Below are 25,542 nucleotides of genomic sequence, written 5' to 3'. Positions count from 1 at the left end.
CAACTCCGTTATTACTTAATTGTAGTTGCAATAACGGGGCGGACCATACATTTTGTTTTTGATCTATGACGAAACTGAACAAAGCATGGTATTGACCGCTTCAATATGGTGCAACTCCCTTATTTGGTGCAATTGTCGAGGTCAATTTTTCGATTTTCAAGATCCATAAAAGTGCGCGTAAATATTTAGGTTCTATTAATCAATAAGTTAAAATCAAAAACTGTTGCACGAAAATCACCCGCCACACTTGGAACACATCTTGCGTTCACTGTTGAGTCTTTAATTAATTACAACATTGAATCGCACGATATCAGTGCAAATCAGATAAAGCGAAGGAGAATGCTTTAATGAGTGAAACGGTGACTCAAGTTCATAGTGCAGTACAAACCCTTACCCAAAGTTCAGACACTTTATTCCTATTACTCGGCGCAATCATGGTCTTCCTGATGCACGCTGGCTTTGCGTTTCTCGAAGTCGGTACCGTCCGAAAGAAGAACCAAGTTAACGCGCTGGTTAAGATCCTTTCCGACTTTGGTGTCTCCGCCATCGCTTATTTCTTTATCGGTTATTGGGTTGCTTACGGCGCTCATTTTTTTGCCGACGCTGAAACGCTCTCACAAGGTAATGGCTACGAACTGGTTAAGTTCTTCTTCCTTATGACCTTCGCAGCCGCAATTCCTGCGATTGTTTCAGGCGGTATCGCAGAGCGTGCTCGTTTCTATCCAATTTTGATTGCGACACTGTTTACGGTCGGTTTCATCTACCCATTTTTCGAAGGCATCATTTGGAATGGTAATTTTGGCTTCCAAGATTGGTTAGAAGGTCAATTTGGCTATGGATTCCATGACTTCGCAGGCTCTGTTGTCGTTCACGGTGTTGGCGGTTGGATTGCATTGGTTGCGGTTTACTTCCTTGGTATGCGTAAAGGTCGCATCCGCGCAGGTAAACACACAAACTTCGCGCCATCGAACATTCCATTCTTAGCGTTAGGTTCTTGGATCTTATGTGTGGGTTGGTTTGGCTTTAACGTGATGTCTGCACAAGCAATCAATGGCATCAGCGGCCTAGTGGCGATGAACTCACTGATGGCAATGGTTGGTGGTATTCTTGCGGCACTTGTTGCAGGTAAGAATGACCCAGGCTTTATTCATAATGGTCCTTTGGCTGGCTTAGTAGCGATTTGTGCAGGTTCAGACTTAATGCACCCATTAGGCGCGTTAGTGACTGGCGGCGTGGCAGGCGCATTGTTTGTTTACTTGTTCACGTACATGCAAAACAAAACACAGATTGATGATGTACTTGGTGTGTGGCCTCTACACGGCGTGTGTGGCGCTTGGGGTGGCATTGCAGCGGGTATCTTCGGTCAACAAGCACTCTGGGGGCTAGGGGGCGTGAGCTTTGCTGCTCAGGTTGTCGGTACTTTGGCGGGTATCACTGTGGCATTAATTGGCGCAATGATTGTTTATGGTGTCTTGAGCAAACTAACAGGCCTACGTTTAAGTGAAGAAGACGAATTCAACGGTGCTGACCTTGCTATCCACAAGATCTCATCCATCAACGAAGACTGATCACGCTTCAATAGACATACACTAAGCGGCTTCGGTCGCTTTTTTTGTGCCTGCTCCTTCTTAACCCACCAATATCGAGCGAGTTATGTCACAAATAACCAATGAATTCAGTTGGCTAAGACTATGGTCTAATCCCTAAAACTATTGTTGGAATTTGAACAGTGCTAAGCTGTTACCAAGTGACATATCTAAAAGGACGTTATATGCATTTTCCATATAGAAATATCGTAATTCTTACTGGTGCCGGAATCTCAGCGGAGTCGGGGATACAAACATTTCGAGCACAAGATGGATTATGGGAAAACCATAAAATCGAAGATGTCGCGACACCTGAGGGTTTTGCAAAAGATCCAGATTTGGTGCAAGAGTTCTACAATAAACGTCGTCATGGCTTACAAAGCGAAAGCATCCTGCCAAATTCAGCCCATAAGGCGCTAGGAGAGCTTGAAGATAAGTTAGACGGCAAAGTAACCATCATTACTCAAAACATCGACAACCTTCATGAGCGCGGTGGTAGCAGCAATATCATCCACATGCACGGCGAGCTATTGAAAGCGCGATGCAGCGAATCCAATCAGGTTATCGAGCATAAAGACAATATCGAAACCGGTGAGCTTTGTCATTGCTGCCAGATCCCAGCTCAAATGCGTCCTCATATTGTTTGGTTTGGCGAAATGCCACTAAGAATGGGCGACATCTATTCAGCACTAGAAGAAGCCGATCTTTTTATCTCAATTGGTACATCAGGCGTGGTATATCCAGCTGCCGGGTTTGTACATGATGCGAAAATGCATGGTGCACATACAATAGAAATCAACCTTGAGCCAAGTGCAGTAGAGAGTGAGTTTGAAGAGAAGCGTTACGGTAAGGCGAGCATCGAGGTGCCTAAACTGGTTGGCGAGCTATTATGTTCAGAGAGGGGCTCTCTAACGGCTTAAAACTTCCTAATCCGTTATCAATGGCAAATGTACATCGGCTTTAAGAACCTTAGAGTCACATGTATGTTTGCTTTTTTGTTTCTACTTACGTTTTCTCAGCAGGAACAGGCAGTAAATCAAGATTCAATTAAGTGCGTTGATCTGCTCGCAGAGCTTTTTTCATTTTGTACATCGCTTTATCTGACTTATCCAGCGCCTGTTGAAAGTTTTCTTGGCAAGTGACTTCTATGCCATAAGAGAAAGATATGTTTTCACCATGGAGTAGGTTAGTAAGTTGAGTAACAAACTCGCCTCCACGACCAAGCTGCGCTGTCGCGACAAATTCATCACCACCAACCCTAAAGACCATTTCATCTTCAAGTGCAGCTTGACTGAGGGCTTGAGAGAAGCGAACGATCATCAGATCTCCAACTTGATGCCCTTTGCGGTCATTCACCGTTTTTAAGCCGTCTAAGTCGAAATAGATAAGCTCGAATTCTTTGAGTTTGATGGCATCGAACTTCTTACGATTGTACAAGCCTGTTAGCTCATCTTGCTTACTTTGATCTTTCAGTTGAGTCGTAAGTTCGGTAATACCGTAGGCGATAAGTAGAAAAGCGATCTGCAGTAAACCATCTTCAAGAAAGGTATCGAGCAATTCATTTCTGTCTGCCCATTCATCGAGGTGTTTGAGCTCTGTCGTCACATCATAGAATAGATTGAATATAAGAAGCAGCGCGCCGCAGCGAAGGATTTTATGAGGGCGAATAGCGTGACGAGCAACGTAGTAGATATACATGGTAATCACGAGCGTGTTCGTTTCGAAAAACAGGTCGTAATTAGAGTCTATGTGGATGAATGAACTCAGACCAAGCATCAATAATGACGCAAGCAGCATCAGAGTCACAACCAATAGTATAGGGTTCGCTGGCATATTATAACGCACTCCATATCGTTTAGTGCCATCGTATATAAAGTATAGATAAAAATAAAGCGGCTTACGCCGCTTTATTAACCTGTCAGTAACAATCTAGTTGTTTACTTTAAGTTTTTGGAAGTACTCGTCATAAATAACGCTCGCTTCACCAACTTCATCTTGCCAAACGCCGTTATCCATCACTGATTGTGGTGGGAAAACGTTCTTATCTTCAGCAAATTCTTTTGGAAGAAGAGGGTAAGCCGTTTTAACTGGAGTCGGGTAACCGATCTCTAGAGCAATCTTAGCTGCGTTCTCTGGACGAAGAAGGAAGTCGATCATCTTATGAGCCGCTTCGATGTTCTTAGCACCTGAAGGAATTGCTAGGCTGTCCATCCAGAAGATAGCGCCTTTTTCTGGCCAGATAATGTCAATCGTTGCACCTTCTTGGCGTGCCATGTAAGCAGAGCCATTCCAAAGCATACCAAGAGACACTTCACCCGCTAGGTAAGGGTTCGCTGGGAAATCTGAGTTAAATACCAATACGTTTGGCATTAGCTTACGAAGTTCTTCGTACGCTTCTTTGATTTCTTCTGGGTTGGTTGTGTTTGGAGAGTAACCCAGTTTAGAAAGTGCAATGTGGAAAACCTCACGAGAGTCATCCATCATCATCAATTGACCTTCCCACTGTGTATCCCACAGATCGCCCCAGTTTTTAACTGAAGACTTGTCTAGCATATCTGAGTTGATACCAATACCCGTTGCGCCCCAGATGTAAGGGATCGAGTAGTTGTTGCTTGGGTCAAATGGCTTATCTAAGTAATTTGGATCCAAATCAGCAAAGTGGCTTAGCTTAGTTTTATCAAGCTCTTGAAGCATGCCTTCTTTACGCATCTTAGAAACGAAGTAAGTAGAAGGAACCACTAAGTCGTAACCCGTACCTTGAGTTTTTAACTTAGCGTACATGCTTTCGTTAGACTCATAAGTTGAGTAGTAGACTTTAATGCCAGTCTCTTCTGTGAAGTCTTCTAGTACTTCATTTGGAATATATTCAGACCAGTTGTAAAAATACAGTTCTTGGTCAGCTGCGAAAGAGGGTGTAGAAAGTAAAGTAGCAGCACACAATGCGCCGGTATACAGTGTTTTTTTCATTACTGTTCCGTTCATTTGTTTGATTTGGAGCTGGGTAGTGAACCCAAAGTAAAAGGATTTCTAAAAATCGCGCTAGATTATAGCAGCGATATAACAAAATAGGCAGCCTAAGCTGCCTATTCATTGATATTCTTATTTTTAACTTGTTGATTATCTAGATAGCCCTGTTAAGTAAACCAATAACTTATTAGCATCTGGTGACCAGAGCAACTAGATAGTGAACTCGCTTACTGACCGGCTTTAAGCTTCATGAAGTAATCTTCGTACTTCACAGTCTTATCGCCAACCGCAGCTTGCCATTCAACACGGTCAAGGTCTTCTTGAGACGGGAACAGAGCAGGGCTGTCTTTAAACTTCTCGTTAGACGCTTTAACTGCCGTTAGGTAGCCAGTGTCACGAGAGATTTGCTCAGCGATTTCAGGGCGAAGTAGGAAGTCGATCATCTTATGAGCCGCTTCTACGTTTACCGCGCCAGAGCTGATTGCAAAGTTATCAACCCAACCGATGCCACCTTCTTTAGGGAAAACCAGTTTAATAGGTAGACCTTCGTTTTGCGCTGCAGCAGCAGAGCCGTTCCAAAGCATACCAAGGCCAACTTCACCAGACATGTAAGGTGCGCCTGGGTTGTCTGAGTTGAACACAAGAACGTTCGGCATTAGCTTTTGCAGTTCAGCGTAAGCTTCGTCGATCTCTTTCTCGTTGGTTGTGTTGCCTGAGTAACCTAGTTTACGCAATGCGATGTGGAACACTTCACGCGTGTCGTCCATCATCATCAGTTGACCTTCAAGCTCAGGCTTCCATAGGTCAGCCCAGCTTTGGAAATCTTCTGGATCGTACATGTCTGTGTTAACAGCCAGACCAGTAATAGCAACTACGTGCGGAATAGAGTAGTCGTTATTTGGGTCGTACGGCTTATCTAGGTAGTTAGTATCTAGATTCTTGAAGTTGTCCAACTTAGTTTTGTCGATCTTTTGTAGCATACCTTCGTCGCGCATTTTAGATACAAAGTAAGTCGACGGCACAACCAGGTCATAACCTTTGTTGTGTGTTTTTAGCTTTGCGTACAAGGTTTCGTTCGACTCGTAAGTTGAGTAAATCACCTTGATGCCAGTTTCATCGGTGAACTGTTCTAGGATCTCACTATTGATGTAAGGTCCCCAGTTCATAAATACCAACTCTTTGTTATCTTTTGCAAAAGATGGTGCAGATAACATTGAAAGCGCACATGCACTACCAGCTAATAGAGTAGCCCATTTTTTCATTGACGTTAGCTCCAAACTAAACGTTGCCCGAAGGCAGTAGATAGAAAAACAGAATGGCAATTTACCATTCTGTTTATGATTAACACTTTTTTGAACTTGAAGTTTCTTAACTTCTAATCAAGTCTGTCTCTTTATAGAGTAGGAGACTTACTTGATTTTTTCTCTCGCTAATAACTGAGAAATAATCACCAGTATTAACGACACCACTAACATCACTGTTGCTAGGGCGTTGACCTCAGGAGAGATACCCACTTTAACCATTGAGTAAATCTTCAGTGGTAAGATTTCATACGTTGGCCCTGTTACGAAAGAGCTGATGATCACGTCGTCCAAAGACAGTGTGAAGCTCAATAACCAACCCGCAGCTACCGCTGGCTTAGCAAGAGGAAGGATGATCTGTTTTAGAATCGTCCACTCGCTTGCGCCTAAATCTTTTGCAGCTTCTAGCATTTTCACATCAAAGCCATTCAAGCGACTGTAAACCGTTACAACAACAAACGGCAGACAGAACGTAATGTGCGCTGCAAGTAGGGTAAAGAACCCAAGTTGAACACCCATTACCAAGAATAGCGCAAGAAGCGAAATCGCCATTACGATATCTGGAGACATCATTACGATGAACAACATGCCATTGACTACGCCTTTACCTTTGAATTGGTAACGGAATAGGGCTACTGCTGTCAGGCTTCCGACAATCGTTGCAGCTGTTGCTGAAAACACCGCTACGTTAATCGAGTGCCACGCAGCCTGCATTAGGCTGTCGTTGTTAATCAGCGCGTCATACCACTTAGTGGTGAAGCCCCCCCATTTCATACCAAACTTGTTGGCATTAAATGAGTTCGCAATTAATACGATAATAGGTAGGTATAGAAAAGCGTATACCAGCGCCATAAAGCTGAACTTAACTGTGCGACCCATTAGTCTAGCTCCACTTTCTTGTTCAATAGCTTACCTGCTCGGTAGTAGGCATACAGCATCACAGCCATTGCCATGGTCAGTGCGATACTCGTTGCTGCGCCAAACGGCCAGTCTCGAGCGTTGAGCACTTGGCTCTTAATCACATTACCAATCAATAGGTTCTTAGCGCCGCCTAATAGGTCAGAGATGTAGAACATGCCTAACGCAGGAAGAAGTACTAATAAACAACCACCGATGATGCCTGGCATTGTCAAAGGAAGTACCACTTTCAATAGCGTTTGCAGTTTGTTCGCACCTAAATCTTTCGCGGCTTCTAAATACGTATCATCCAGTTTTTCAATCGCTGAATACAACGGCAGAATCATGAACGGAAGTAGGATATACACCAAACCGATCATTACTGCTGTTTCCGAGTACATGATACGTAGCGGCTTATCGATAATGTCTAACGCTAACAAGCCCTTGTTCAATACACCTTGAGTACCCAGCACTACTTTTAGTCCGTAAGTACGAATCAAAGAGTTCGTCCAGAATGGCACAATCACTAGGAACAACATGATCGGACGCCATTTCGCAGGCATTTTTGCCACGATGTAAGCGAACGGGTAGCCAATGATTAAACAAAGTAGGGTTGCGACAATCGCCATATAGAAAGAGTGCATCAGCACTTTAAAATACAACGGGTCAGCCAAACGCACGTAGTTATCGAGAGTGAAGGTCATCTCGATCAAGTTCGCTTCGTCACGAGTTAAGAAGCTAGTACCGATGATCATGATGTTTGGAATCATCACGAACAGCACTAACCAACCTGTGATTAAAGCAACAATCGCGTTTTGTAAATTAAACTTCTTGCTCATCTTCTAATACCACTTCCCAGCTCTCAACCCAAGTTACTGCAACTTTTTGGCCCAGTGAGTGATCAACATCAGGGTCATCTTCGTTGAAGAATTCGCTAACCATGACACGCATACCAGATTCAAGTTCTACCACTGAATCCAATGTCATGCCTTTATAGGTTCGCTCGACAATGTGGCCAACAATACCGCGTTGCTCAGACTCTTTGATTTCTTCGATACGAAGATCTTCAGGGCGAAGCAGTACTTGCAGTTTTTGACCCGGTGTTACGTCTTTATCATGATAGATAACCGACTCTTCACCTTCGATTGTCGCAACAATGCGTTTTTCATCTAGACGAGATTTCGCTGTCGCTTCGAATACGTTAATTTCACCAATGAAGCGGGCTACAAACAGGTTCTTAGGCTCTTCGTAGATCTCTCTTGGTGTGCCGTCTTGTTCAATCACGCCATCACGCATAACAATAATACGGTCAGACATAGACAGCGCTTCTTCTTGGTCATGCGTTACAAAAATGAACGTGATACCAAGTTGACGTTGCAATTGTTTCAGCTCGATTTGCATCTGTTTACGTAATTTGTAATCAAGAGCAGATAGAGATTCATCCAATAGAAGAACTTTTGGCTTATTAACGACAGCACGAGCGATTGCGATACGTTGCTGTTGGCCACCAGATAGCTGGTGTGGTTTTCGTTGTGCCATTTGTTCTAGGCGCACCATTTTTAAAGCATCCATTACACGAGGTTCAATCTCGCTGCTTGGTACTTTCTGCATGCGTAAGCCAAATGCCACATTGTCGAAAACGGTCATATGCGGGAATAGGGCATAGCTTTGGAATACAGTGTTTACATGCCTTTGTTCAGCAGGAACTTGGGTTACGTTCTGTTCAGCTAATAGTATTTGACCACTATCTGCTGTTTCAAAACCCGCAATCATTCTTAGTACGGTTGTTTTACCACAACCTGATGGGCCTAAAATCGTGAGAAACTCACCATGATTTACGTTTAAATCAAGATTGCCGATGACTTCCTTACCATCGAAACTTTTACTAATGCCAGTTAGCTGTACTACTGGCTTTCCTACTGATTTTTTAGCGTTCAACGTCTGTTTTTCTCCACCTTGGTTCTATTTGAGACCTGTTGCTATACACCTTTAAGGCGCGCATCATAATCACCAAAAACGTGAATTCAAAGCATTTTTTACCTTTCGAAGATAAAAAATTTCGCAGGTAAAAGTAAACATCCTTTACCATACTGTTATTTACTGGGTTTACACCCCGACAAGTGTTTAATTATTAACCATTAAGACGCAAAAGCAAGCCTTGTTACAGATTCATATTTTAGTTTGTATCCGACATATGAGTATAATGAAGGTAATTTTTTATCAATAAGTTAGGTCGCTTAGTTTAATTGGCGCACCTAGGTATCAATATGAACAACGACATCGAAAAAGATTTTAATTTGGGCGGTAGTATCAACCGTGCACTTTCCGGCGATTATGAGCTCAAAGCAACGGCTGTATTCCAAGAAGCTTGGAAACATACGATAAGTCACTTTCTTTCGTTTTCCCCTGCGATTGTTGCTCTGATGTTCGTACAACTGGCTGTCTTTTATATCGCACTAAAACTTCAACTGGGTGACCCTGCGGTGATCTTGGATGCGGTTATCGATCCTGAGGCGTTTACGCCACAAATCGTTGAATCCATTTTTATTGCCAACTTCAGCTACGAAGTGATCAGCGCTCCTATCTATGCAGGTATCTGTTTGATGGCGATGAGCCACGCAGCTGGCCTACAAACTAAAGTGCGTCATATTGGTAAAGGTTTGCAGTTCACGGTTCCTGTTATTCTGGTGACTTTGTTTAGCCTAATGCTGCAAGGCATCGCGGGTATGATTCTGCCGTTCTTGTCGATTTACTTCTCGCTAGCGTTCAGCCACTCAATTCTGCTGATTTGTGATAAGAAAGTGCCGCCAATGCAATCGCTGCTGCTTTCGTTACGTGCTGTGAATAAGAAAATCTTCACCGTTGCGTCTATCTACTTGCTCGTTATGTTGATGTTCATCGTCGCTGCAATGATGTACGGCATTGGTCTGATCTTCGTTTTACCTTTCTTCTTCCATGTGAAAGGGATTCTTTACCGCGAAATGTTTGGCATCAAACTGAAGGTGATTGCTTCTGAGCACCCGAAGAGTGATGACGATAATAACGACGACAACAATAAAAACCCGCAGGTATTCGATGCGTAATAACGTTCAAGCAAGCTCAAGCAAAACTCTTGCATTAAAAGTGACGGCACTTGCCCTTGTTGGCTCGATCTCATTAGTTGGGCCACTTCTGTACCAACAAGAAGAAGAGCGACGTCGTGCAAGTAAGGCAAGCCAAGATTCTGAACAGCAGTTCGGCAACTTAACCGTGGCTTCAAATACACCGAATTTTGCTGCCATTGAAGATGTAAACGAGAAAAAAGACACCTTCTTTTCGTATTTACGTCCAAGTATCAATATCGAAAACAAACGCATCACTAAAGAGCGTGCGTTTTTGACTAAGGTTTCTGACGCTGGCATTTCGAACATTGACTCGGAAGATGTGTCATACGCAAAAAGGTTAGGGAAGTTGTACAGCTTGCCAGTGCCTTCGTCAGGCTTAGATCAAGCTTGGCTTACAGAGATGCTGAACCGTGTAAACGTGCTACCTGAAGCGCTTGTATTAACTCAGGCTGCAAACGAGTCGGCTTGGGGTACATCGCGCTTTGCAACCCAAGCGAACAACTATTTCGGGCACTGGTGTTACACCAAAGGTTGCGGCCTTGTTCCGCTACAACGTAACGAAGGTAGCTCTCATGAAGTGGCAACATTCTCTTCAAGCCAAGAGTCTGTTCACCGTTATTTCATGAACCTGAACCGAAATCGTGCTTATGCTGATTTAAGAGCGATCCGCGCCAAACTTGCGGCACAGGGCGATGATTTGCTAACGACAAGCACCGCGACAGAGCTTACCAATGGGTTGCTAAAATATTCTGAGCGAGGTTCAGACTATGTGACTGATTTACAAGCTATGATCCGTCACAACGAGGTATACTGGAAAAAGTAACTCGATTTGATATCAGTTGGTTGCCTTTCATAGTAGGCTAAACCAATCGACATTACATAAAGAGCAGCTCATGGCTGCTCTTTCTATTTATAAACGCTCAACTTCGACAAGATTATAATAATGAAAAAGACAGCACTCGCTTTATTAGCCTCACTAAGCCTTGGGGTCTCTTTACCCGCTGCAGCGCAAGAATACATGTTCACGTATTCTAAGCTCTACACACAGCTTAAAAACAATACCAAAGAAGGGCACGATGACGTCAAAGTTGCAGTCTTCTTCGTGGATCAACAAGCTCAAACCATCTGTCACATCAGCAAAGCGTGGATGGAAAAAGAAGAGCACTACGAAGAGCTAAAAGTATCTCCAACACATGAGCTACTTTTACCTGTCGATCAAAACCTTCGTTCAGCAAACCCTCTTATCTTTGTTCAAACTCAAGAGCAAGAGTGTGCGTATTCTTTGGTTGTCATGACTCAAGAGCCTTTAACTGGAAAGGTTGAGGCCTCACAACTGGAAAGCCTGTTACCACAGATGCAAGCGATGTTAGAAGACGTCAGCGGCATGTTCTCCAGTTGGTTCACGCCGGATGTTGAAGGGTTAACCTTAGAATTTGATAACAAGCTTGAAGGCAACATCGCGCTGTCAAACGGCAAGCAAATCCCAATCACACAAGGGCGTGCTAAATTCACCCTAGAAGAACTGAATGGAAGTGACAGCATCACGTTACCGGAACCCACTATTCGCGTATTACCATACATTCCTGCGCAATAGAGTTTGCCGAACAAACCTTACTAGAGCTTAAACCGCACAACGAAAAGCAGCCGAACCTTATAGGAATAGGCTGCTTTTCTTTTTCTATCAACAATGTGATTCGCATTTGTGAATGCCTGTTTATCTCAAAATCCTATAGCTTCTCGAAAATTCCTAGCCTTTATCGCAAGATAAAACCGAATCTTTCTATTACTCGCCTTGTTTATCCTGCCGTTACTATTTCAACCTGAAATAAAAATCCGTATAATCCACGCCCTAAAACAGTCCCACTAGCAATCTACAGTCGGTAATACGACGGTGTGAGAGTCGCAATGAACCAAAACGATAATAGAAAAGAAACACTTGAATTCAACAAACTTCAGAAACGCCTGAGAAGAAATGTTGGAAATGCCATCATCGACTACAACATGATCGAAGAGAATGACGTAGTAATGGCATGTATTAGTGGCGGTAAAGATTCATTTGCGATGCTAGACATTTTGCTACGTTTACGTGAAGCAGCACCTATCAAGTTTGATGTTGTAGCGGTAAACCTAGATCAAAAACAACCTGGGTTCCCTGAGCACATTCTTCCTGAATACTTTGAAACGCTGAACATTCCTTACTACATCGTAGACAAGGACACATACTCAGTGGTTAAAGAGAAGGTGCCAGAAGGCAAAACAACGTGTGGTCTATGTTCTCGTCTACGTCGTGGTACTTTGTACTCGTTCGCTGAGAAGATTGGTGCAACTAAGATCGCACTTGGTCACCACCTTGATGACATCGTTGAAACTATGTTCCTGAACATGTTCCACGGTGCACGTCTAAAGGCAATGCCGCCGAAGCTTCGTTCTGATGATGGTCGTAACGTTGTTATTCGTCCACTGACTTACTGTCGTGAAACGGACCTAATCAAATACGCAGAACACAAAGAGTTCCCAATCATTCCTTGTAACCTATGTGGTTCACAAGAGAACCTACAGCGTCAGAACATCAAAGCGATGCTAATTGATTGGGATAAGAAAACGCCAGGTCGTGTTGAGAAGATCTTCAAATCAATCCAAAATGTAAGCCCAAGCCAACTGGCTGACCGCGAGCTGTTTGACTTCGTGAACCTTCCACTAGACCGTAGTGAAGACCGCAAAGCGTACGAATTCGAAGAAGCTGAAATTTCATCTTCAAACATTGATGAGTCAATGTTCATCGACGTGACGAACGTTTAGCCATTTGAGTGGATAAAGATGATGTTAGCCATTCTATATTTGGAATGGCATTGCTCTAGATAAACAAAAACGCCTCAAGCAATGCTTGAGGCGTTTTTTTATAAGTTAAACTTGTCTCTAACTTAACCTTTCGAAAGGTTAGGGTCCAGTGGGCTCACGTAACCAGACGGTTTAAGGGCCAACACATCACAGTTAATCTTGTCGATAACATGTTCCGCTGTATTACCAATAAATACGGCAGACAAGCCAGTACGACCCGTTGTGCCAAGGATCACCATCGCAGCGTTATTTTCAGAAGCGACACGAGGAATAACATCTTCAGGCAAGCCTTGCTCAACCACAGTTTGTTCTTCACACATACCGTGCTTCTGGCGCAACGCTTTCATTGCCGTTAAGTGATGACCACGAACTGCGTCGGTATAAGACGTTGGATCAAACTCTGGCAGTTCAATGGTGATATTCGCAGGTGTCACTGGGTAGGCATTCACCAAGAAAGGTTCAGCATCCAAACGACCGGTGATCTCTAGTAATCTGTCGACCATCGTATCGTTAAGCTCTAAATGAGCTTCTGTCTCAGAACCAACATGAACTGAAGCAAAAATCTTCGCGTGATCTGGCCAGAAATCATTTTTAACTAGTAGCACTGGGCTAGGGCACTTTCTCAATAAGTGCCAATCGGTTGGAGTGAAGATGACAGATTCCAAGGTATCGTGCTTACGCGTGCCTTTGATTAAGATGTCGTGCTCGCCGCTGTAAACCTCGGCAATGATCGCTTCGTACGGGCGGTTATGCCAAACCACTTGTACATTAAATTCAATAGAATCATCTAGGTAAGGTTCTGCGACTTTATTCATCCAAATTTCGCGTTGATGAATTACGCCTTTGCGCATTGCGTCTCTTTCATCGATAGAGAGCATAGATGTCATTTCATACGAGAAGTCGTATATCGACAAAAAGAAAGTGATGTGGCTTGTTGAGGTGCTTTTCTTAGCAAGTTGGATAGCACGAACTAGAGCAGGTTGCTCATCGTGATTAATGTCTGCGACAACTAAAATTTTGTTATAGATACTCATAACTAAGCCTACTTTTCAGACCGAACATATAAATAATGTAGCGTAGTTATGGAGAGATTAAGAGAAATATAAGAGGTTTTAAGAGAGAAACATGATGTAGCTCATTATTGAACTACATCATTGATATCTAGACTATTCTTTTGAAACGCCAGCAAGTTCCATCAACGCATCGTGATCTTCGATAGTGATATATTTGCCTTTAACGCTCAAGATGTCTGCTTTTTGGAAACGGCCTAGAAGACGGCTGATTGTTTCAACAGTCAAACCAAGGTAGTTACCAATATCGCCACGAGTCATCGTTAGGCGGAACTCACGCGGGCTGAAGCCACGTTGAGAGAAGCGAGTAGAAAGGTTGTAAAGGAATGCAGCAAGACGCTCTTCCGCGTTCTTCTTAGAAAGAAGCAGAATCATTTCTTGGTCACCTTTAATCTCATTACTCATCAGGCGCATAATTTGCTGACGCAATTTAGGCATTTTTCCTGATAGGTCATCAAGAATCTCATATGGGATTTCACATACCATAGAAGTTTCTAGCGCTTGTGCGAAACTAGGGTGTTGGTCACCAGTAATCGCATCGAAGCCAACAAGATCGCCCGCTAGATGGAATGCAGTAATCTGCTCATCACCTTGCTCAGTAATCGTGTAGCTCTTGATCGTTCCAGAGCGAATAGCATATAGAGATTTAAGCTCGTCACCGGCTTTAAATAACTCTTGGCCTTTTTGAATAGGCTTTTTTCTCTCAATGATCTGATCAAGTTGATCGAGTTCAGATTCATTCAAAGTAAACGGAATACAGAGCTGGCTAATACTACAATCCTGGCAATGGATTGCACAGCCACCAGACTGAACACGTTTCGTCACAGGCTTTTCAGAAATCATAACAATCTTTCACTATTTGATATACGTCAATATTTTAGCATTCCTTTATCCAGTTGGGTAGTAAAAAAACCGGATTTAAAGATTGCCTATACGGTATAAATAATGAGCTGCAATGCCATATATCCGGTATAGAAACCGTAAATGAGGATTAAAATTGCGCCTAATTGGCGAAATAAATCAGCTTGTTGCAATTTTTTGATGAAATTAGCGCCCATACCCACTGTGAGCATTGCTGGTAGCGTACCTAAACCGAAAGCAAGCATGATACCGGCTCCGTTGTACCAACTTCCTGATACGGCCGCCCACGTAAGCATTGAGTAAACTAAGCCACATGGTAGCCAACCCCAAATAAAGCCAAACGGTAAAGCGTGGCTAGGGTGCTTCAATGGTAGAAATGATTTACCTAAAGGAGAGATATAGCGCCATAGCTTCTGTCCGACTTTTTCAAAGAACAACAAGCCGAACCACCATTTACCGATATACAAACCTAAGACGATCATAAAGGCAGCAGCAAATAATCGCAGCCAACCCAGCAGAGCGTTAAAATCGCTTAGCTGACCTATCGAAGAGATTGCACTGCCAATCACACCGCCAATCACGGCATAGCTCAGCAATCGCCCTAGGTTATAAAGTAGGGGAATAACAGGGGAAGGTTTACTATTGCCAATCGAAAGCAGCGACGCAATACCACCACACATTCCCATGCAGTGGCCTGCGCCGATCAATCCAACAACAAAGGCTCCGATCCAGTCAGGCGTCATCGTTCTTTTTGTCTACGTTAGTTTGGCTTTCGCCGTTAGCTTTCTCATTCTTGGCAGGTTTACTATCAGAATGGTTGTGAGCCTTTTCGTCTTCATCAAACAGAATGTTGTGACCTTGACGTTCTAGGTCTTCAAACTGTTCGCTCTTCACCGCCCATAGAAAAATACCAACAGCAATGCACACCAGTACAATCGCAATGGGGATCAGGATGTATAAACTTTCCATTATTTACCTTGCTCTTTTAAAAGCCTTAACGAGTTAGACACAACAATAATAGAGCTGGCAGACATGCCCACAACGGCAATGTATGGAGCAACCAAACCTGCGACAGCTAATGGAAGGATAAGTAAGTTATATCCTAATGACCAAGCTAGGTTTTCACGGATTATCTTACGCGTTTTTAACGCCAAAGTACGCGACTTAAGTAATCTATCGAGCTTATCACCCAATAACACCATATCCGCAGAGGCTTTCGCCACATCGGTACCGCCGCCCATAGCGACTGAAAGGTGGGCACCCGCAAGAATAGGGGCATCGTTAATGCCATCGCCAACCATCATGGTAATGTCACTTGCATCTCGAGAGTTTAGGTAAGCAAGTTTATCTTCAGGTTTCGCGTTAGCAACAATATCAGTAATACCGATCTCTTCAGCAACAGGCTTCGCGTTAATCATAGAATCGCCAGTCAGCAGAGTCGTTTTGATTCCCGCTTCTTTAAATTGCTTAATAAACTCGATGCTTTCTTTACGAATGGGATCTTCATAAGTGAATGTCGCGATATGACGACCCGCCATCGACAAGTATATGCCGTTGCTTTCCGATGGTTGAGCTTCACCTAGAATGAATTCGCTACTACCAATCGCAACTTCTTGGCCGTTCCACTCACCAGTGATGCCTGAACCAATTACGTTATTGACAGACTCTACTTCGATATCATCTGAAATATGAGTCTTGAACGCTTTAGCGATAGGGTGGTTAGCGTGTTGTTCCAGGCTCGCCGCTACTTTGACACAAGTGTCTTTATCAAGTTCAGCGAAGGTTTCAACTTGGCTGATACGAATATCACCCTCAGTCAATGTGCCTGTTTTATCGATGATCAAGTGATTCACTTTGCACAAGGTTTCGAATACATGCCCTTTACGTAGCAAGATACCGAAGTTACCCATACGAGAAGTGGAGCAGGTAATCGCCGTCGGTGTTGCAAGTGACAGAGCACAGGGACACGTTGCTACCAATACCGAAAGCATGATCCAGAAAGCGTCTTCTGGTCGTGTTTGGTGCCAGTAAAACCAAGTACCGAACGAAATGACTAAGATCACCGCAACAAAGTATCGAGCCACAACATCAGCAATTTCTGCGATGCGAGGTTTAGACAATTGCGCTTCGTCTTGCAGGCGAACGATATTGGAAATAACCGAATCCGCTTTTGACGTCATCACTTCCAATTCAAACGATTCATCACCATTCAATGTGCCAGCAAAGACGGTATCACCTTCGTTTTTGACTACATGGATAGATTCGCCAGTTAGCATCGATTCATCGATATGAACTCTGCCAGACAATACTTTGCCATCGGCAGGAATGTGTTCACCCGGAAGAACGCGAATTTGGTCGCCAATTTTTAAGGTTTTTACCGGAACTTGTTCGCCATCTAACGTTGTTGCCATAGCAGGAACGAGCTTAAGCAGATTACCACTAGCGGCGGCTGCTTTACGACGAGCGCGCATTTCAAGGAAACGACCAAGCAGTAGGAAGAAGGTGAACATCGAGATAGATTCGAAGAATACTTCACCTTTTTCAGTCACCGTTGCGACCAAACTTGCAACGTAAGCAAACAACAGAGCGATCGACACAGGCACATCCATACCCAATGTTCGACCTTTGATGCTACGCCACGCGTTGATATAGAAAGGCAATGCAGAGTAGAGCAGAACTGGTGTTGCGAAGATTAAGCTCACCCAACGGAAGTAGCTTTTGAATTCGGGCTCAAGGTTACCAAAGACTTCAAGATAAAGCGCCACAGCCAGCATCATGACCTGCATGGTTGCTAAACCAGCAATACCAAGACGATAGAGATAATTCTTCATCGAACGATGATAGGCGGCTTCTTGTTGATCAGCCTCGAATGGTGCGGCTTTGTAGCCTAAGGTATGGATTGCAGACAACAGCTCGCTCAGTTTTGTCTGAGTGTTGTCCCAACTGAGCAGGGCGCGGTTAGTCGTGGTATTAACACGAATACTCACAACCCCTAACTTTGAAGAGACTTGCTTCTCAATAAGCCATGCACAAGCAGCACAAGAGACACCTTCTAGTGACAATGTCACTTCAGAGGTGTTTTCAGAGTTACGGACGAACTCCAATTGAACATCTTCGTTGTCGTAATGACTGAGTGCCAGAAGTTGCTCTGGCACTAGATCTGCTTTTTCAGCCGGAGCGGTACGATATTGGTAATAAGAGACCAAACCGCTATCAACGATTGTCTGGGCTACGGTTTCGCAACCTGGACAACACATCGGTCGAACCGATCCTAAGATTTCTACTTTAAAATCCGTTTCCGCTGGTACATCTTCACCGCAGTGATAACAGGATTCACACATAAGCTTTAGTTCGTTAGTTGAGTAGGAGTATCAATTGGGAAGTTCATGCGACCTTGCACTAACCATTCAGAATCATGCGGAGAAAGCTCGATAAACCATGGACCTTGTATTTCATGGTCCAGAGTCAACGTGTAGTTGCCGCTCGCATCAGCGGTCAGTAGCTGAGTAAAATCACGGTCAGGGAGCGTTCGGTGCACGAACATTGCGCTAATAGCAGGGAAGTGGTCTAGCTTGCCTTTGTCTAGGGTAATGATAACTGAGTTACCTTTCTCGCTAACTGAAGCTGATAGGCCAAGCTTTTTAGCAACGTTTACTTTTGAAATGTCGACATTAATACCTTTACCTTTTTTATAGTAATCTTCAGTGACAACGTTAACTGAATGGTTGGTAAGTATCGCGACTCGAACCAATGTTAGCATAGAAACGCCAACGGTTAGGAAGATCAAAAACCACGGCCAAAACTGCTTATACCAAGGTTGTACCATATTATTATTCTCAATATATCCAATGAAATAAAACTAATTTTTACAAACACTTAAGGTTATAACTGTAAAAGAAAGACAGCCCCTTAAGAAGGGGCTGTTATTATTATGTTACTCTTTATCTGAGTTGCTGAGGCTCCAGACGTAGGCAGCGACGAGCTGTACCTTATCCTCACCGAGGATGTCCTTCCAAGCCGGCATTACACCAGAACGACCGTTCATTACTGTTTCAGTTACATCAGCACGAGAATCGCCAAACAACCAATCGCGGTCTGTTAGGTCAGGAGCACCAACAGCAGGGTTACCCTTACCATCAGTACCGTGACACGCTGCACACACTACAAAGCGCGCTTTACCAGCTTCGGCTTCACGTGCGTTTACGCTACGACCTGAAAGGCTAAGCGTGTAGCTAACTACTTCTTTTACGCCTTCTTCGCCAAGAGCGTCTTTCCAACCTGGCATTTGACCGACACGACCATGCATGATGGTAGTAACGATAGCTTGTGGTTCACCACCATATAGCCATACGTCATCAGTTAGGTTCGGGAAACTTTTCTGACCACGTGCATCAGAGCCGTGACACTGAGAACAGTTTTGTAGGAACAAACGTTGGCCCACTTTGATTGCATCAGCATCTGACGCAATGTCAGGGACTGAACGTAGACCATTTTCGTCGTGAGCTAGCTTTCTGAATGCTTCACCAAAGTAGGTGTCTGCATCATCAAGCTCTTTCGCGTATGCGTCTAACTGTTTGTTTGCTTGCGCAGCAGCGATTGCAGAGCGAGACTCTTCTACGCTACGAACTGTTTGGTTTGAACTCGTCCAACCTAGTAGACCTTTAAAGTTGCCAAGGCCTGGGTATAGAGCTAGATAAACAGCTGCAAATACAATTGTGCTAACGAAAAGGTATGTCCACCATTTAGGTAGTGGGTTATTAAGCTCACGAATACCATCGTATTCATGGCCCATGTCCTGACCTTCTTCTACACCTGTTTTATCGTTGGAACACCAACGAAGTAAGGCTGCACAGCCAATCAACGTACCGATTGTGATTACTGTTACCCAAATACTCCAGAATGTACTCATTACTTCGTCACTCCTTGATTTTTATCTTTCGCAGGTGCTTCATCAGCGAACACTAGGTTTGCATCTTCGTCGAAGCGCGACTTACGATTTTTACCGAAAGCCCACCAAACGATGCCGATGAAACAAGCAAAAACAGTAACAGTCCAAACACTTTGAAATGTAATAATGTCCATAATTATTCCTTATTTCATTGCGTGGCCAAGCGATTGAAGGTAAGCGATGATTGCATCCATCTCTGTTTTTCCTTCAACATCTTGTTTAGCGTTAGCAATTTGTTCGTCTGTGTAAGGAACACCAAATTGATTACGGAAGATTTCAAGCTTCTGTTGAGTCAATTTGCCATCAAGTACATTCTCAGCAAGCCATGGGAAACCAGGCATGTTTGATTCAGGAACAAGTTCACGAGGGTCGATAAGGTGAACACGGTGCCACTCATCAGAGTAACGGTCACCAACACGCGCTAGATCAGGACCAGTACGCTTAGAACCCCATAGGAATGGGTGTTCCCAAACGCTTTCGCCGGCTACAGAGTAGTGACCGTAACGTTCAGTTTCAGAGCGGAAAGGACGAATCATTTGGCTGTGACATACGTTACAACCTTCGCGAATGTAGATATCACGACCTTCCATTTCCAGAGCAGAGTAAACACGTAGATTTTCTACAGGTTCAGTAGTCTGCTTTTGGAAAATAAGTGGGGTAATTTCTACTAAAGCACCAAAACTGATAGCAATAACGATAAGAATCGCTAGTAGGCCAACGTTCTTCTCTACCAACTCATGGCGATTATTTGAATTTGAGCTCATTCTAAATCTCCTTAAGCCGGTTGAGGGATAGCTTTAAGGCTATCTTTAGGTGCAGAAACAGTTTTGTACGTGTTGTATGCCATTAAGAACATACCAGATAGGAAGATGAAACCACCTAAGAAACGTACAAAGTAGAACGGGTAAGACGCTTCTACAGATTCAACGAAGCTGTAAGTTAATGTACCGTCAGAGTTAACCGCACGCCACATCAGACCTTGCATCACGCCAGAGATCCACATTGCAACAATGTAGAAAACCGTACCAATCGTTGCTAACCAGAAGTGAACATTGATTAGAGATACAGAGTACATACGCTCTTGACCAAATAGTTTAGGAACTAAGTGGTAAACCGAACCGATAGAAACCATTGCAACCCAACCTAACGCACCAGAGTGAACGTGACCGATAGTCCAGTCCGTGTAGTGAGATAGTGCATTAACCGTTTTGATTGCCATCATTGGGCCTTCGAAAGTCGACATGCCGTAGAATGATAGAGAAACGATTAGGAAACGTAGGATTGGGTCATAGCGAAGCTTATGCCACGCGCCAGATAGAGTCATAATACCGTTGATCATGCCACCCCAAGAAGGAGCAAACAGAACCAAAGACATAACCATACCTAGAGATTGAGTCCAGTCAGGAAGTGCAGTGTAGTGTAGGTGGTGAGGACCAGCCCAGATATACAGTGACACAAGAGCCCAGAAGTGAACAATCGACAAACGGTAAGAGTAAACAGGGCGACCAGCTTGTTTAGGAACGAAGTAGTACATCATACCTAGGAAACCAGCTGTCAATAGGAAGCCTACCGCATTGTGTCCGTACCACCATTGCACCATTGCATCGATCGCTCCGGAATAAATCGAGTACGATTTAAACGCAGAGACAGGAACAGCTAGGCTGTTAACGATGTGCAACACGGCAACCGTGATGATGAAGGCTCCGAAGAACCAGTTTGCTACATAAATGTGCGATGTCTTACGTTTAATCATGGTTCCGAAGAACACGACCGCATAAGCTACCCACACAAGAGTAATAGCAATATCGATTGGCCATTCAAGTTCTGCGTATTCTTTACCAGAGGTTAAACCTAACGGTAAAGTAATTGCAGCGGACAGGATAATCGCTTGCCAACCCCAAAAGGTAAAGGCTACGAGAGGGCCACCAAAGAGACGCGTCTGACAGGTACGTTGTACAACATAATATGATGTTGCAAACAGCGCACTTGTACCGAACGCAAAAATAACCGCATTAGTATGCAGGGGACGTAAACGACTGTACGTCAACCACGGCGTATCAAAGTTTAGCTGTGGCCAAACTAATTGAGCGGCAATCAAAACACCAACGCCCATACCGACAATACCCCACAAAATTGTAACGAGGGTAAATTGACGGACGACCGTATAGTTGTAGTTTTGTTCAAGCTGCTTTTCTTGGCTCATTTGCATGCTTCCAATTTCTTATTTACTACACTTTACTTCCAACACGACTCACGTCGTAATGCCACCCAAATTAGAAAAGGAAATTCAGCCTATTCAGGGCTTTATTTCCACTTGCTGATTTTAAAAAAAAGTGGCATTTTCAACGCGACACTATACTTGAATTAACAAATCAATGACAGAGTAGTAACCTTACGCTTGGTCTGGAATTGGATTTTTATTTAAAAACTTTGAACTTTGTAACAAGGAGTAAAGATTATAATGGCGGCACAAAAGCTAACAAAAGACAGGCTTGTTCAAATTATCGTCATGTTGGTTATTTTAATAGCTGCATTTACTTGGAGAACAGTAACATACGATAATAACGAAACAGTAAACTGTATAGTTTCAAAACCTTGTGAATTTGGTATTGATAATCATAATGTTTTAATTTCGGGCGATAACCTAGGGTATTCGATCGAAACATCTAAAACTGGCAAATTTATCATTAGCTATAATGAAAACGGAATTCTGGAAGAAAAAGGGCCATCAAATTGGCTGTTACAAACTAATGATAAGACCTCCTCAATAACGGTTACATTTCCACAACAGGTGAGCACGTTTTCTGTAAACTTGTCCAAAGAGTAACAGAGATAAAACTGGGGCACGCCTCGGGTCTTTTGATAGGAATATGTACCAAATCAGTGAAACACAATGCATTAAAGTGTTATAAAGAGAGCATTAATAAAGTTACCCAGAATCTATGAAATTTCTATCAAAAGTCTCTTACTCCCTAGACGATAAAATCGCAGTAGATGAGTTGCTCAGCGGGGTGGAAAACCCTGACGATATTGCCTGTCTTATTTGCTACTGCACAGAAGAGTATTCGACACTCGCTGTGCAGAAATATTTCGTAGATGCTCTCCCTAACACTCCCATACATGGTTGTACTACCTGTCATGGCATTATGACCGAAACTGGTTTTCATTCTGGTCCAGTCATTGGCGTTCTCATTATTTATGACTCGGGGATCAACGCCTATGGAACGGGAATCGAACATTTCAGCGACTCCATAGGCCGCAGTACCTTCAGCGCGATCGACAAGGCACTCAAGAACGCCAACCGAGAAGGTGAAATCCCTGATCTTATCTTGTTGCATTCCACACCGGGTAACGAAGAAAAGGTGATGGCCGCTATCGATAAGAAATTTGGCACTGAGGTGCCGATTATTGGTGGCAGTGCTGCAGATAATCAGGTTTCAGGAAACTGGAGTATCTTCACCGAAGAGTCGCTGTCTATCAATGGTGTGTCTTTAACCGTCGTATTTGCATCCCAGTCTATCTATTCCTCATTCAGTGCTGGTCACACACCTACGCGATACTCAGGTACCGTGACCAAAGTGCGAAACAGAATATTATTAGAGATAGACCATAGGCCAGCCGTCACCGTTTATAACGAGTGGACAAACTTCCATATCGGTGGCAGTGATGATGGCTATATCTTTGAAAAATCTTCTGTTTATCCTTTGGGCCGAAAGGTCGGTTCGTCTTACGACTACCCATATTTCAAATTGTCTCATTCGATCAGAGAGACGGAGTGTAATGGGATTGAACTATTCACAGACATCAGTGAAGGTGACACCATCTACTTGATGCAAGGGTCTAAGCAGCAGTTGATTAGCCGCGCCGCGAATATCATTCACTCCTCATACTACAACGACATGGATCTTGAAGAGAAACTCGGGGCGATCAATATCTTTTGTGCGGGTCCAATGTTGAACCTTAAACAAGATATGGATGAGGTTTGTGACCAGATAAATCAAGCACTTAATGGGCTTCCGTACATATGTCCATTCACGTTTGGTGAGCAAGGCAGGCTCTCTGGTGGTGAGAATGCACACGGGAATTTAATGGTATCGTCTGCAACGTTTTATAGGTTGAAAAAGTAATGGGTTCTGAAGGTCAAGAAGCGCTGCAAGAAGCGCTGCAAGAAGCACGTATTGAACTGCAAAAACTAAAAGCCCGTGAGCGAAAACTGGCTGAAGAGAACAGGGTGATCTTATCAACCATCTCTGCGATCAGTAAGGCAAGTAACATATCTGAGATATTTTATAGTCTTGAATTTGTGCTCAAAAAATACATTAAGTTTGATGACTTTATCGTAATATCTAGGGTAGGGAACGAAGGCAATTTCAAAACCCTACTAACCAATAACAAAGTCTTCGAACAAATGAATTGGAGTGATTGTGGCAAGCTATCTCGAGTGATCAATGGAGAATGCGCCATCCTTTTTGAACCCAAGTCTCTGGGTGAATTCAATTCCTTACATCCTATTATCCTCGATCAAATCAACTCTGTTCTAATTACTGGTATCGATAGCGGGCTAACACAATCCGTCATCATCTTTATCCACTCCAATACCAAGCACTTTAGTGTTGAAACCAAAGCAACCCTAAACCGCTTTAGACCACTGATTGAGCGTGCTGTTTTCGATATTGAAAACAAAGAAAAGCTCGAAGCAACGGTTCGAGAACGAACAGCAGAACTCGTCACAGCAAGGAAAGATGCAGAGAGAGCCAACAAGGCCAAGTCTGAATTCTTAGCAATGATGAGTCATGAGTTAAGAACCCCGTTAAATGCCATCATTGGCTTGATAGACACGCTGAAATCCACACCTCTGAACGAAGAACAACAGTCTATACTGCTTAATATGAGCACATCATCTGAGCTTCTACTGGCAATTATCAGTGATGTATTGGACTTTTCTAAGATCGAGTCAGGGTGTTTTTCGCTTGCGCCTCAATGGAGCAACGTAAGAGACACTGTAACGTTTGTATTGTCTGAACAAAAGAAGACAGCAGACGATAAAGGATTAGCGCTAACCGTAACCAGCGACATTCCTGAAGGTGAACTTCATTACATCGACCCAAGTCGCTTGGCACAAATCCTATTTAATTTGATCGGTAACGCGATAAAGTTCACTGAACGCGGGCATGTCCATGTTTCTATCAAATACCTGCAGAGCTCATTCTACATAACAGTAGAAGACACCGGGATTGGCATCAGCCCACAACAACTTTCGTCGCTATTCAGCCCATTCGTGCAAGCTGATAGTACAATCACACGCAGATTTGGTGGTACCGGTTTAGGCCTGGCGATAACCAAACGACTGGTAGAATTGATGCGAGGACGCATATCTGTAGAGAGTGAGCCAGGAAAAGGCTCTAGATTTGAAGTACAGTTACCAGTGCTAACCAGAGTAACGAACAATCTCGCTGAAGATGTACAAGATGACTGTACTAGAGAACTAAGAAGCCGATACTCAGTTTTAGTTGTGGAAGACAATCCGACCAATCAAATGGTGATTAAATTGATTCTAACGCGACAAGGCCATGAAGTTTTTATCGCAAGCAACGGTGAGGAAGCAATTGGCTTTGTGGAAAGAGCCAATGACTCAATAGACATTATCTTAATGGATGTGTCGATGCCGGTCATGGATGGATTAACCACAACCAAATACATGAGAGAAGCAAACATCAAAACACCAATCGTCGCGCTAACAGCACACACATCAGTAGAAGATAAATGTTCGTGCTTAGATGTCGGTATGAATGATTTCGTAACCAAGCCAGTAAGAACCAAAGAGATCACAGAAGCAATTGATCGATTAATGCTTGAAGTCTAATAAACATATTCTGAATCGAAGATTAGGATATATGTTTATTAGGTATTTTATGGTAAATAGCCTTACTGTTAAATAGAACGTCGATTTGGTGGGTAAACCAGAGGCAG

The 25,542-nt window shown here is 43.5% G+C and carries 25 protein-coding genes; 9 read left to right on the top strand and 16 right to left on the bottom strand.

The window, feature by feature from the left end; genetic code table 11:
* Positions 1 to 347 precede the first annotated feature (347 nt).
* Together OQJ75_RS16165 and cobB are read left to right on the top strand one after the other, a co-directional pair.
* A complete protein-coding gene (locus tag OQJ75_RS16165) occupies positions 348 to 1,568 on the top strand; it encodes an ammonium transporter (RefSeq protein ID WP_265974040.1) in 1,221 nt (406 codons plus the stop codon).
* A gap of 203 nt (positions 1,569 to 1,771) precedes the next feature.
* On the top strand, positions 1,772 to 2,506 hold the full coding sequence (cobB, locus tag OQJ75_RS16160; protein WP_265974039.1) for a Sir2 family NAD+-dependent deacetylase: 735 nt from the start codon (positions 1,772 to 1,774) through the stop codon (positions 2,504 to 2,506).
* Between the two features lie 127 nt (positions 2,507 to 2,633).
* On the opposite strand, the gene OQJ75_RS16155 is transcribed toward cobB, so the two are convergent.
* The 6 genes from OQJ75_RS16155 to potA form a co-directional block, all read right to left on the bottom strand.
* Complete coding sequence (locus OQJ75_RS16155) at positions 2,634 to 3,431, bottom strand: GGDEF domain-containing protein (RefSeq protein ID WP_265974037.1); 798 nt, start codon at positions 3,429 to 3,431, stop codon at positions 2,634 to 2,636.
* A gap of 84 nt (positions 3,432 to 3,515) precedes the next feature.
* Complete coding sequence (locus tag OQJ75_RS16150; RefSeq protein ID WP_057622386.1) at positions 3,516 to 4,553, bottom strand: extracellular solute-binding protein; 1,038 nt, start codon at positions 4,551 to 4,553, stop codon at positions 3,516 to 3,518.
* A gap of 227 nt (positions 4,554 to 4,780) precedes the next feature.
* On the bottom strand, positions 4,781 to 5,815 hold the full coding sequence (locus OQJ75_RS16145; protein ID WP_265974036.1) for an extracellular solute-binding protein: 1,035 nt from the start codon (positions 5,813 to 5,815) through the stop codon (positions 4,781 to 4,783).
* 147 nt (positions 5,816 to 5,962) lie between these two features.
* Complete coding sequence (gene potC, locus OQJ75_RS16140) at positions 5,963 to 6,733, bottom strand: spermidine/putrescine ABC transporter permease PotC (RefSeq protein ID WP_004742279.1); 771 nt, start codon at positions 6,731 to 6,733, stop codon at positions 5,963 to 5,965.
* Positions 6,733 to 7,590 carry a spermidine/putrescine ABC transporter permease PotB gene (gene potB / locus OQJ75_RS16135; RefSeq protein WP_017632481.1) on the bottom strand — a complete coding sequence of 286 codons (858 nt, stop codon included), beginning with the start codon at positions 7,588 to 7,590 and terminating at the stop codon, positions 6,733 to 6,735. The genes potC and potB overlap by 1 nt, the downstream gene beginning before the upstream one ends.
* Entirely contained in the window at positions 7,574 to 8,689 is a 1,116-nt protein-coding gene (potA, locus tag OQJ75_RS16130; protein ID WP_050653493.1) for a spermidine/putrescine ABC transporter ATP-binding protein PotA, read from the bottom strand. Before potA ends, potB begins: the two co-directional genes overlap by 17 nt.
* Positions 8,690 to 9,018: 329 nt before the next feature.
* Here potA and OQJ75_RS16125 point away from each other — a divergent pair, with 329 nt between their 5' ends.
* The 4 genes from OQJ75_RS16125 to ttcA all read left to right on the top strand — a co-directional run bounded on the left by OQJ75_RS16125 (position 9,019) and on the right by ttcA (position 12,654).
* Positions 9,019 to 9,834, top strand: a complete 816-nt coding sequence (locus OQJ75_RS16125) for a hypothetical protein (protein WP_265974035.1) — start codon at positions 9,019 to 9,021, stop codon at positions 9,832 to 9,834.
* Complete coding sequence (locus tag OQJ75_RS16120) at positions 9,827 to 10,678, top strand: glucosaminidase domain-containing protein (RefSeq protein WP_265974034.1); 852 nt, start codon at positions 9,827 to 9,829, stop codon at positions 10,676 to 10,678. The genes OQJ75_RS16125 and OQJ75_RS16120 overlap by 8 nt, the downstream gene beginning before the upstream one ends.
* A gap of 120 nt (positions 10,679 to 10,798) precedes the next feature.
* Positions 10,799 to 11,449: a DUF2987 domain-containing protein gene (locus OQJ75_RS16115; protein WP_265974033.1), complete on the top strand. Its 651-nt coding sequence runs from the start codon at positions 10,799 to 10,801 to the stop codon at positions 11,447 to 11,449.
* Positions 11,450 to 11,760: 311 nt separating this feature from the next.
* On the top strand, positions 11,761 to 12,654 hold the full coding sequence (ttcA, locus tag OQJ75_RS16110; protein ID WP_017059635.1) for a tRNA 2-thiocytidine(32) synthetase TtcA: 894 nt from the start codon (positions 11,761 to 11,763) through the stop codon (positions 12,652 to 12,654).
* Positions 12,655 to 12,776: 122 nt separating this feature from the next.
* Here ttcA and uspE read toward each other — a convergent pair whose 3' ends face one another.
* From uspE to ccoN, 10 genes are all read right to left on the bottom strand, one after another.
* Positions 12,777 to 13,727 carry a universal stress protein UspE gene (gene uspE / locus OQJ75_RS16105; protein ID WP_017070547.1) on the bottom strand — a complete coding sequence of 317 codons (951 nt, stop codon included), beginning with the start codon at positions 13,725 to 13,727 and terminating at the stop codon, positions 12,777 to 12,779.
* Positions 13,728 to 13,859: 132 nt separating this feature from the next.
* Complete coding sequence (locus OQJ75_RS16100) at positions 13,860 to 14,606, bottom strand: FNR family transcription factor (RefSeq protein ID WP_017059637.1); 747 nt, start codon at positions 14,604 to 14,606, stop codon at positions 13,860 to 13,862.
* A gap of 86 nt (positions 14,607 to 14,692) precedes the next feature.
* Entirely contained in the window at positions 14,693 to 15,367 is a 675-nt protein-coding gene (locus tag OQJ75_RS16095) for a sulfite exporter TauE/SafE family protein (protein WP_265974032.1), read from the bottom strand.
* Positions 15,357 to 15,593, bottom strand: a complete 237-nt coding sequence (gene ccoS / locus OQJ75_RS16090) for a cbb3-type cytochrome oxidase assembly protein CcoS (protein ID WP_048615953.1) — start codon at positions 15,591 to 15,593, stop codon at positions 15,357 to 15,359. Before ccoS ends, OQJ75_RS16095 begins: the two co-directional genes overlap by 11 nt.
* Complete coding sequence (locus tag OQJ75_RS16085) at positions 15,593 to 17,965, bottom strand: heavy metal translocating P-type ATPase (RefSeq protein WP_265974031.1); 2,373 nt, start codon at positions 17,963 to 17,965, stop codon at positions 15,593 to 15,595. Before OQJ75_RS16085 ends, ccoS begins: the two co-directional genes overlap by 1 nt.
* Positions 17,966 to 17,970: 5 nt before the next feature.
* Positions 17,971 to 18,450: a FixH family protein gene (locus OQJ75_RS16080; RefSeq protein WP_265974030.1), complete on the bottom strand. Its 480-nt coding sequence runs from the start codon at positions 18,448 to 18,450 to the stop codon at positions 17,971 to 17,973.
* Between the two features lie 108 nt (positions 18,451 to 18,558).
* Complete coding sequence (ccoP, locus tag OQJ75_RS16075; protein WP_265974029.1) at positions 18,559 to 19,533, bottom strand: cytochrome-c oxidase, cbb3-type subunit III; 975 nt, start codon at positions 19,531 to 19,533, stop codon at positions 18,559 to 18,561.
* Positions 19,533 to 19,706: a CcoQ/FixQ family Cbb3-type cytochrome c oxidase assembly chaperone gene (locus tag OQJ75_RS16070; RefSeq protein ID WP_004733679.1), complete on the bottom strand. Its 174-nt coding sequence runs from the start codon at positions 19,704 to 19,706 to the stop codon at positions 19,533 to 19,535. The genes ccoP and OQJ75_RS16070 overlap by 1 nt, the downstream gene beginning before the upstream one ends.
* A 9-nt stretch (positions 19,707 to 19,715) precedes the next feature.
* The gene (ccoO, locus tag OQJ75_RS16065; RefSeq protein ID WP_265974028.1) at positions 19,716 to 20,336 is read right to left on the bottom strand and encodes a cytochrome-c oxidase, cbb3-type subunit II; all 621 of its coding nucleotides are present in this window, start codon (positions 20,334 to 20,336) and stop codon (positions 19,716 to 19,718) included.
* 11 nt (positions 20,337 to 20,347) lie between these two features.
* Positions 20,348 to 21,781 carry a cytochrome-c oxidase, cbb3-type subunit I gene (gene ccoN, locus OQJ75_RS16060; RefSeq protein ID WP_009846707.1) on the bottom strand — a complete coding sequence of 478 codons (1,434 nt, stop codon included), beginning with the start codon at positions 21,779 to 21,781 and terminating at the stop codon, positions 20,348 to 20,350.
* 252 nt (positions 21,782 to 22,033) lie between these two features.
* On the opposite strand from ccoN, the gene OQJ75_RS16055 reads away from it, so the two are divergent.
* The 3 genes from OQJ75_RS16055 to OQJ75_RS16045 all read left to right on the top strand — a co-directional run bounded on the left by OQJ75_RS16055 (position 22,034) and on the right by OQJ75_RS16045 (position 25,435).
* Complete coding sequence (locus OQJ75_RS16055; protein WP_265974027.1) at positions 22,034 to 22,399, top strand: hypothetical protein; 366 nt, start codon at positions 22,034 to 22,036, stop codon at positions 22,397 to 22,399.
* 115 nt (positions 22,400 to 22,514) lie between these two features.
* Positions 22,515 to 23,699, top strand: a complete 1,185-nt coding sequence (locus OQJ75_RS16050; protein WP_265974026.1) for an FIST signal transduction protein — start codon at positions 22,515 to 22,517, stop codon at positions 23,697 to 23,699.
* The gene (locus tag OQJ75_RS16045; protein ID WP_265974025.1) at positions 23,699 to 25,435 is read left to right on the top strand and encodes an ATP-binding protein; all 1,737 of its coding nucleotides are present in this window, start codon (positions 23,699 to 23,701) and stop codon (positions 25,433 to 25,435) included. Before OQJ75_RS16050 ends, OQJ75_RS16045 begins: the two co-directional genes overlap by 1 nt.
* Positions 25,436 to 25,542: the final 107 nt, after the last annotated feature.

This window comes from Vibrio sp. 14G-20, assembly GCF_026241515.1.
Classification (GTDB): Bacteria; Pseudomonadota; Gammaproteobacteria; order Enterobacterales; family Vibrionaceae; genus Vibrio.
This window is presented reverse-complemented; position numbering and strand designations above follow the sequence as displayed.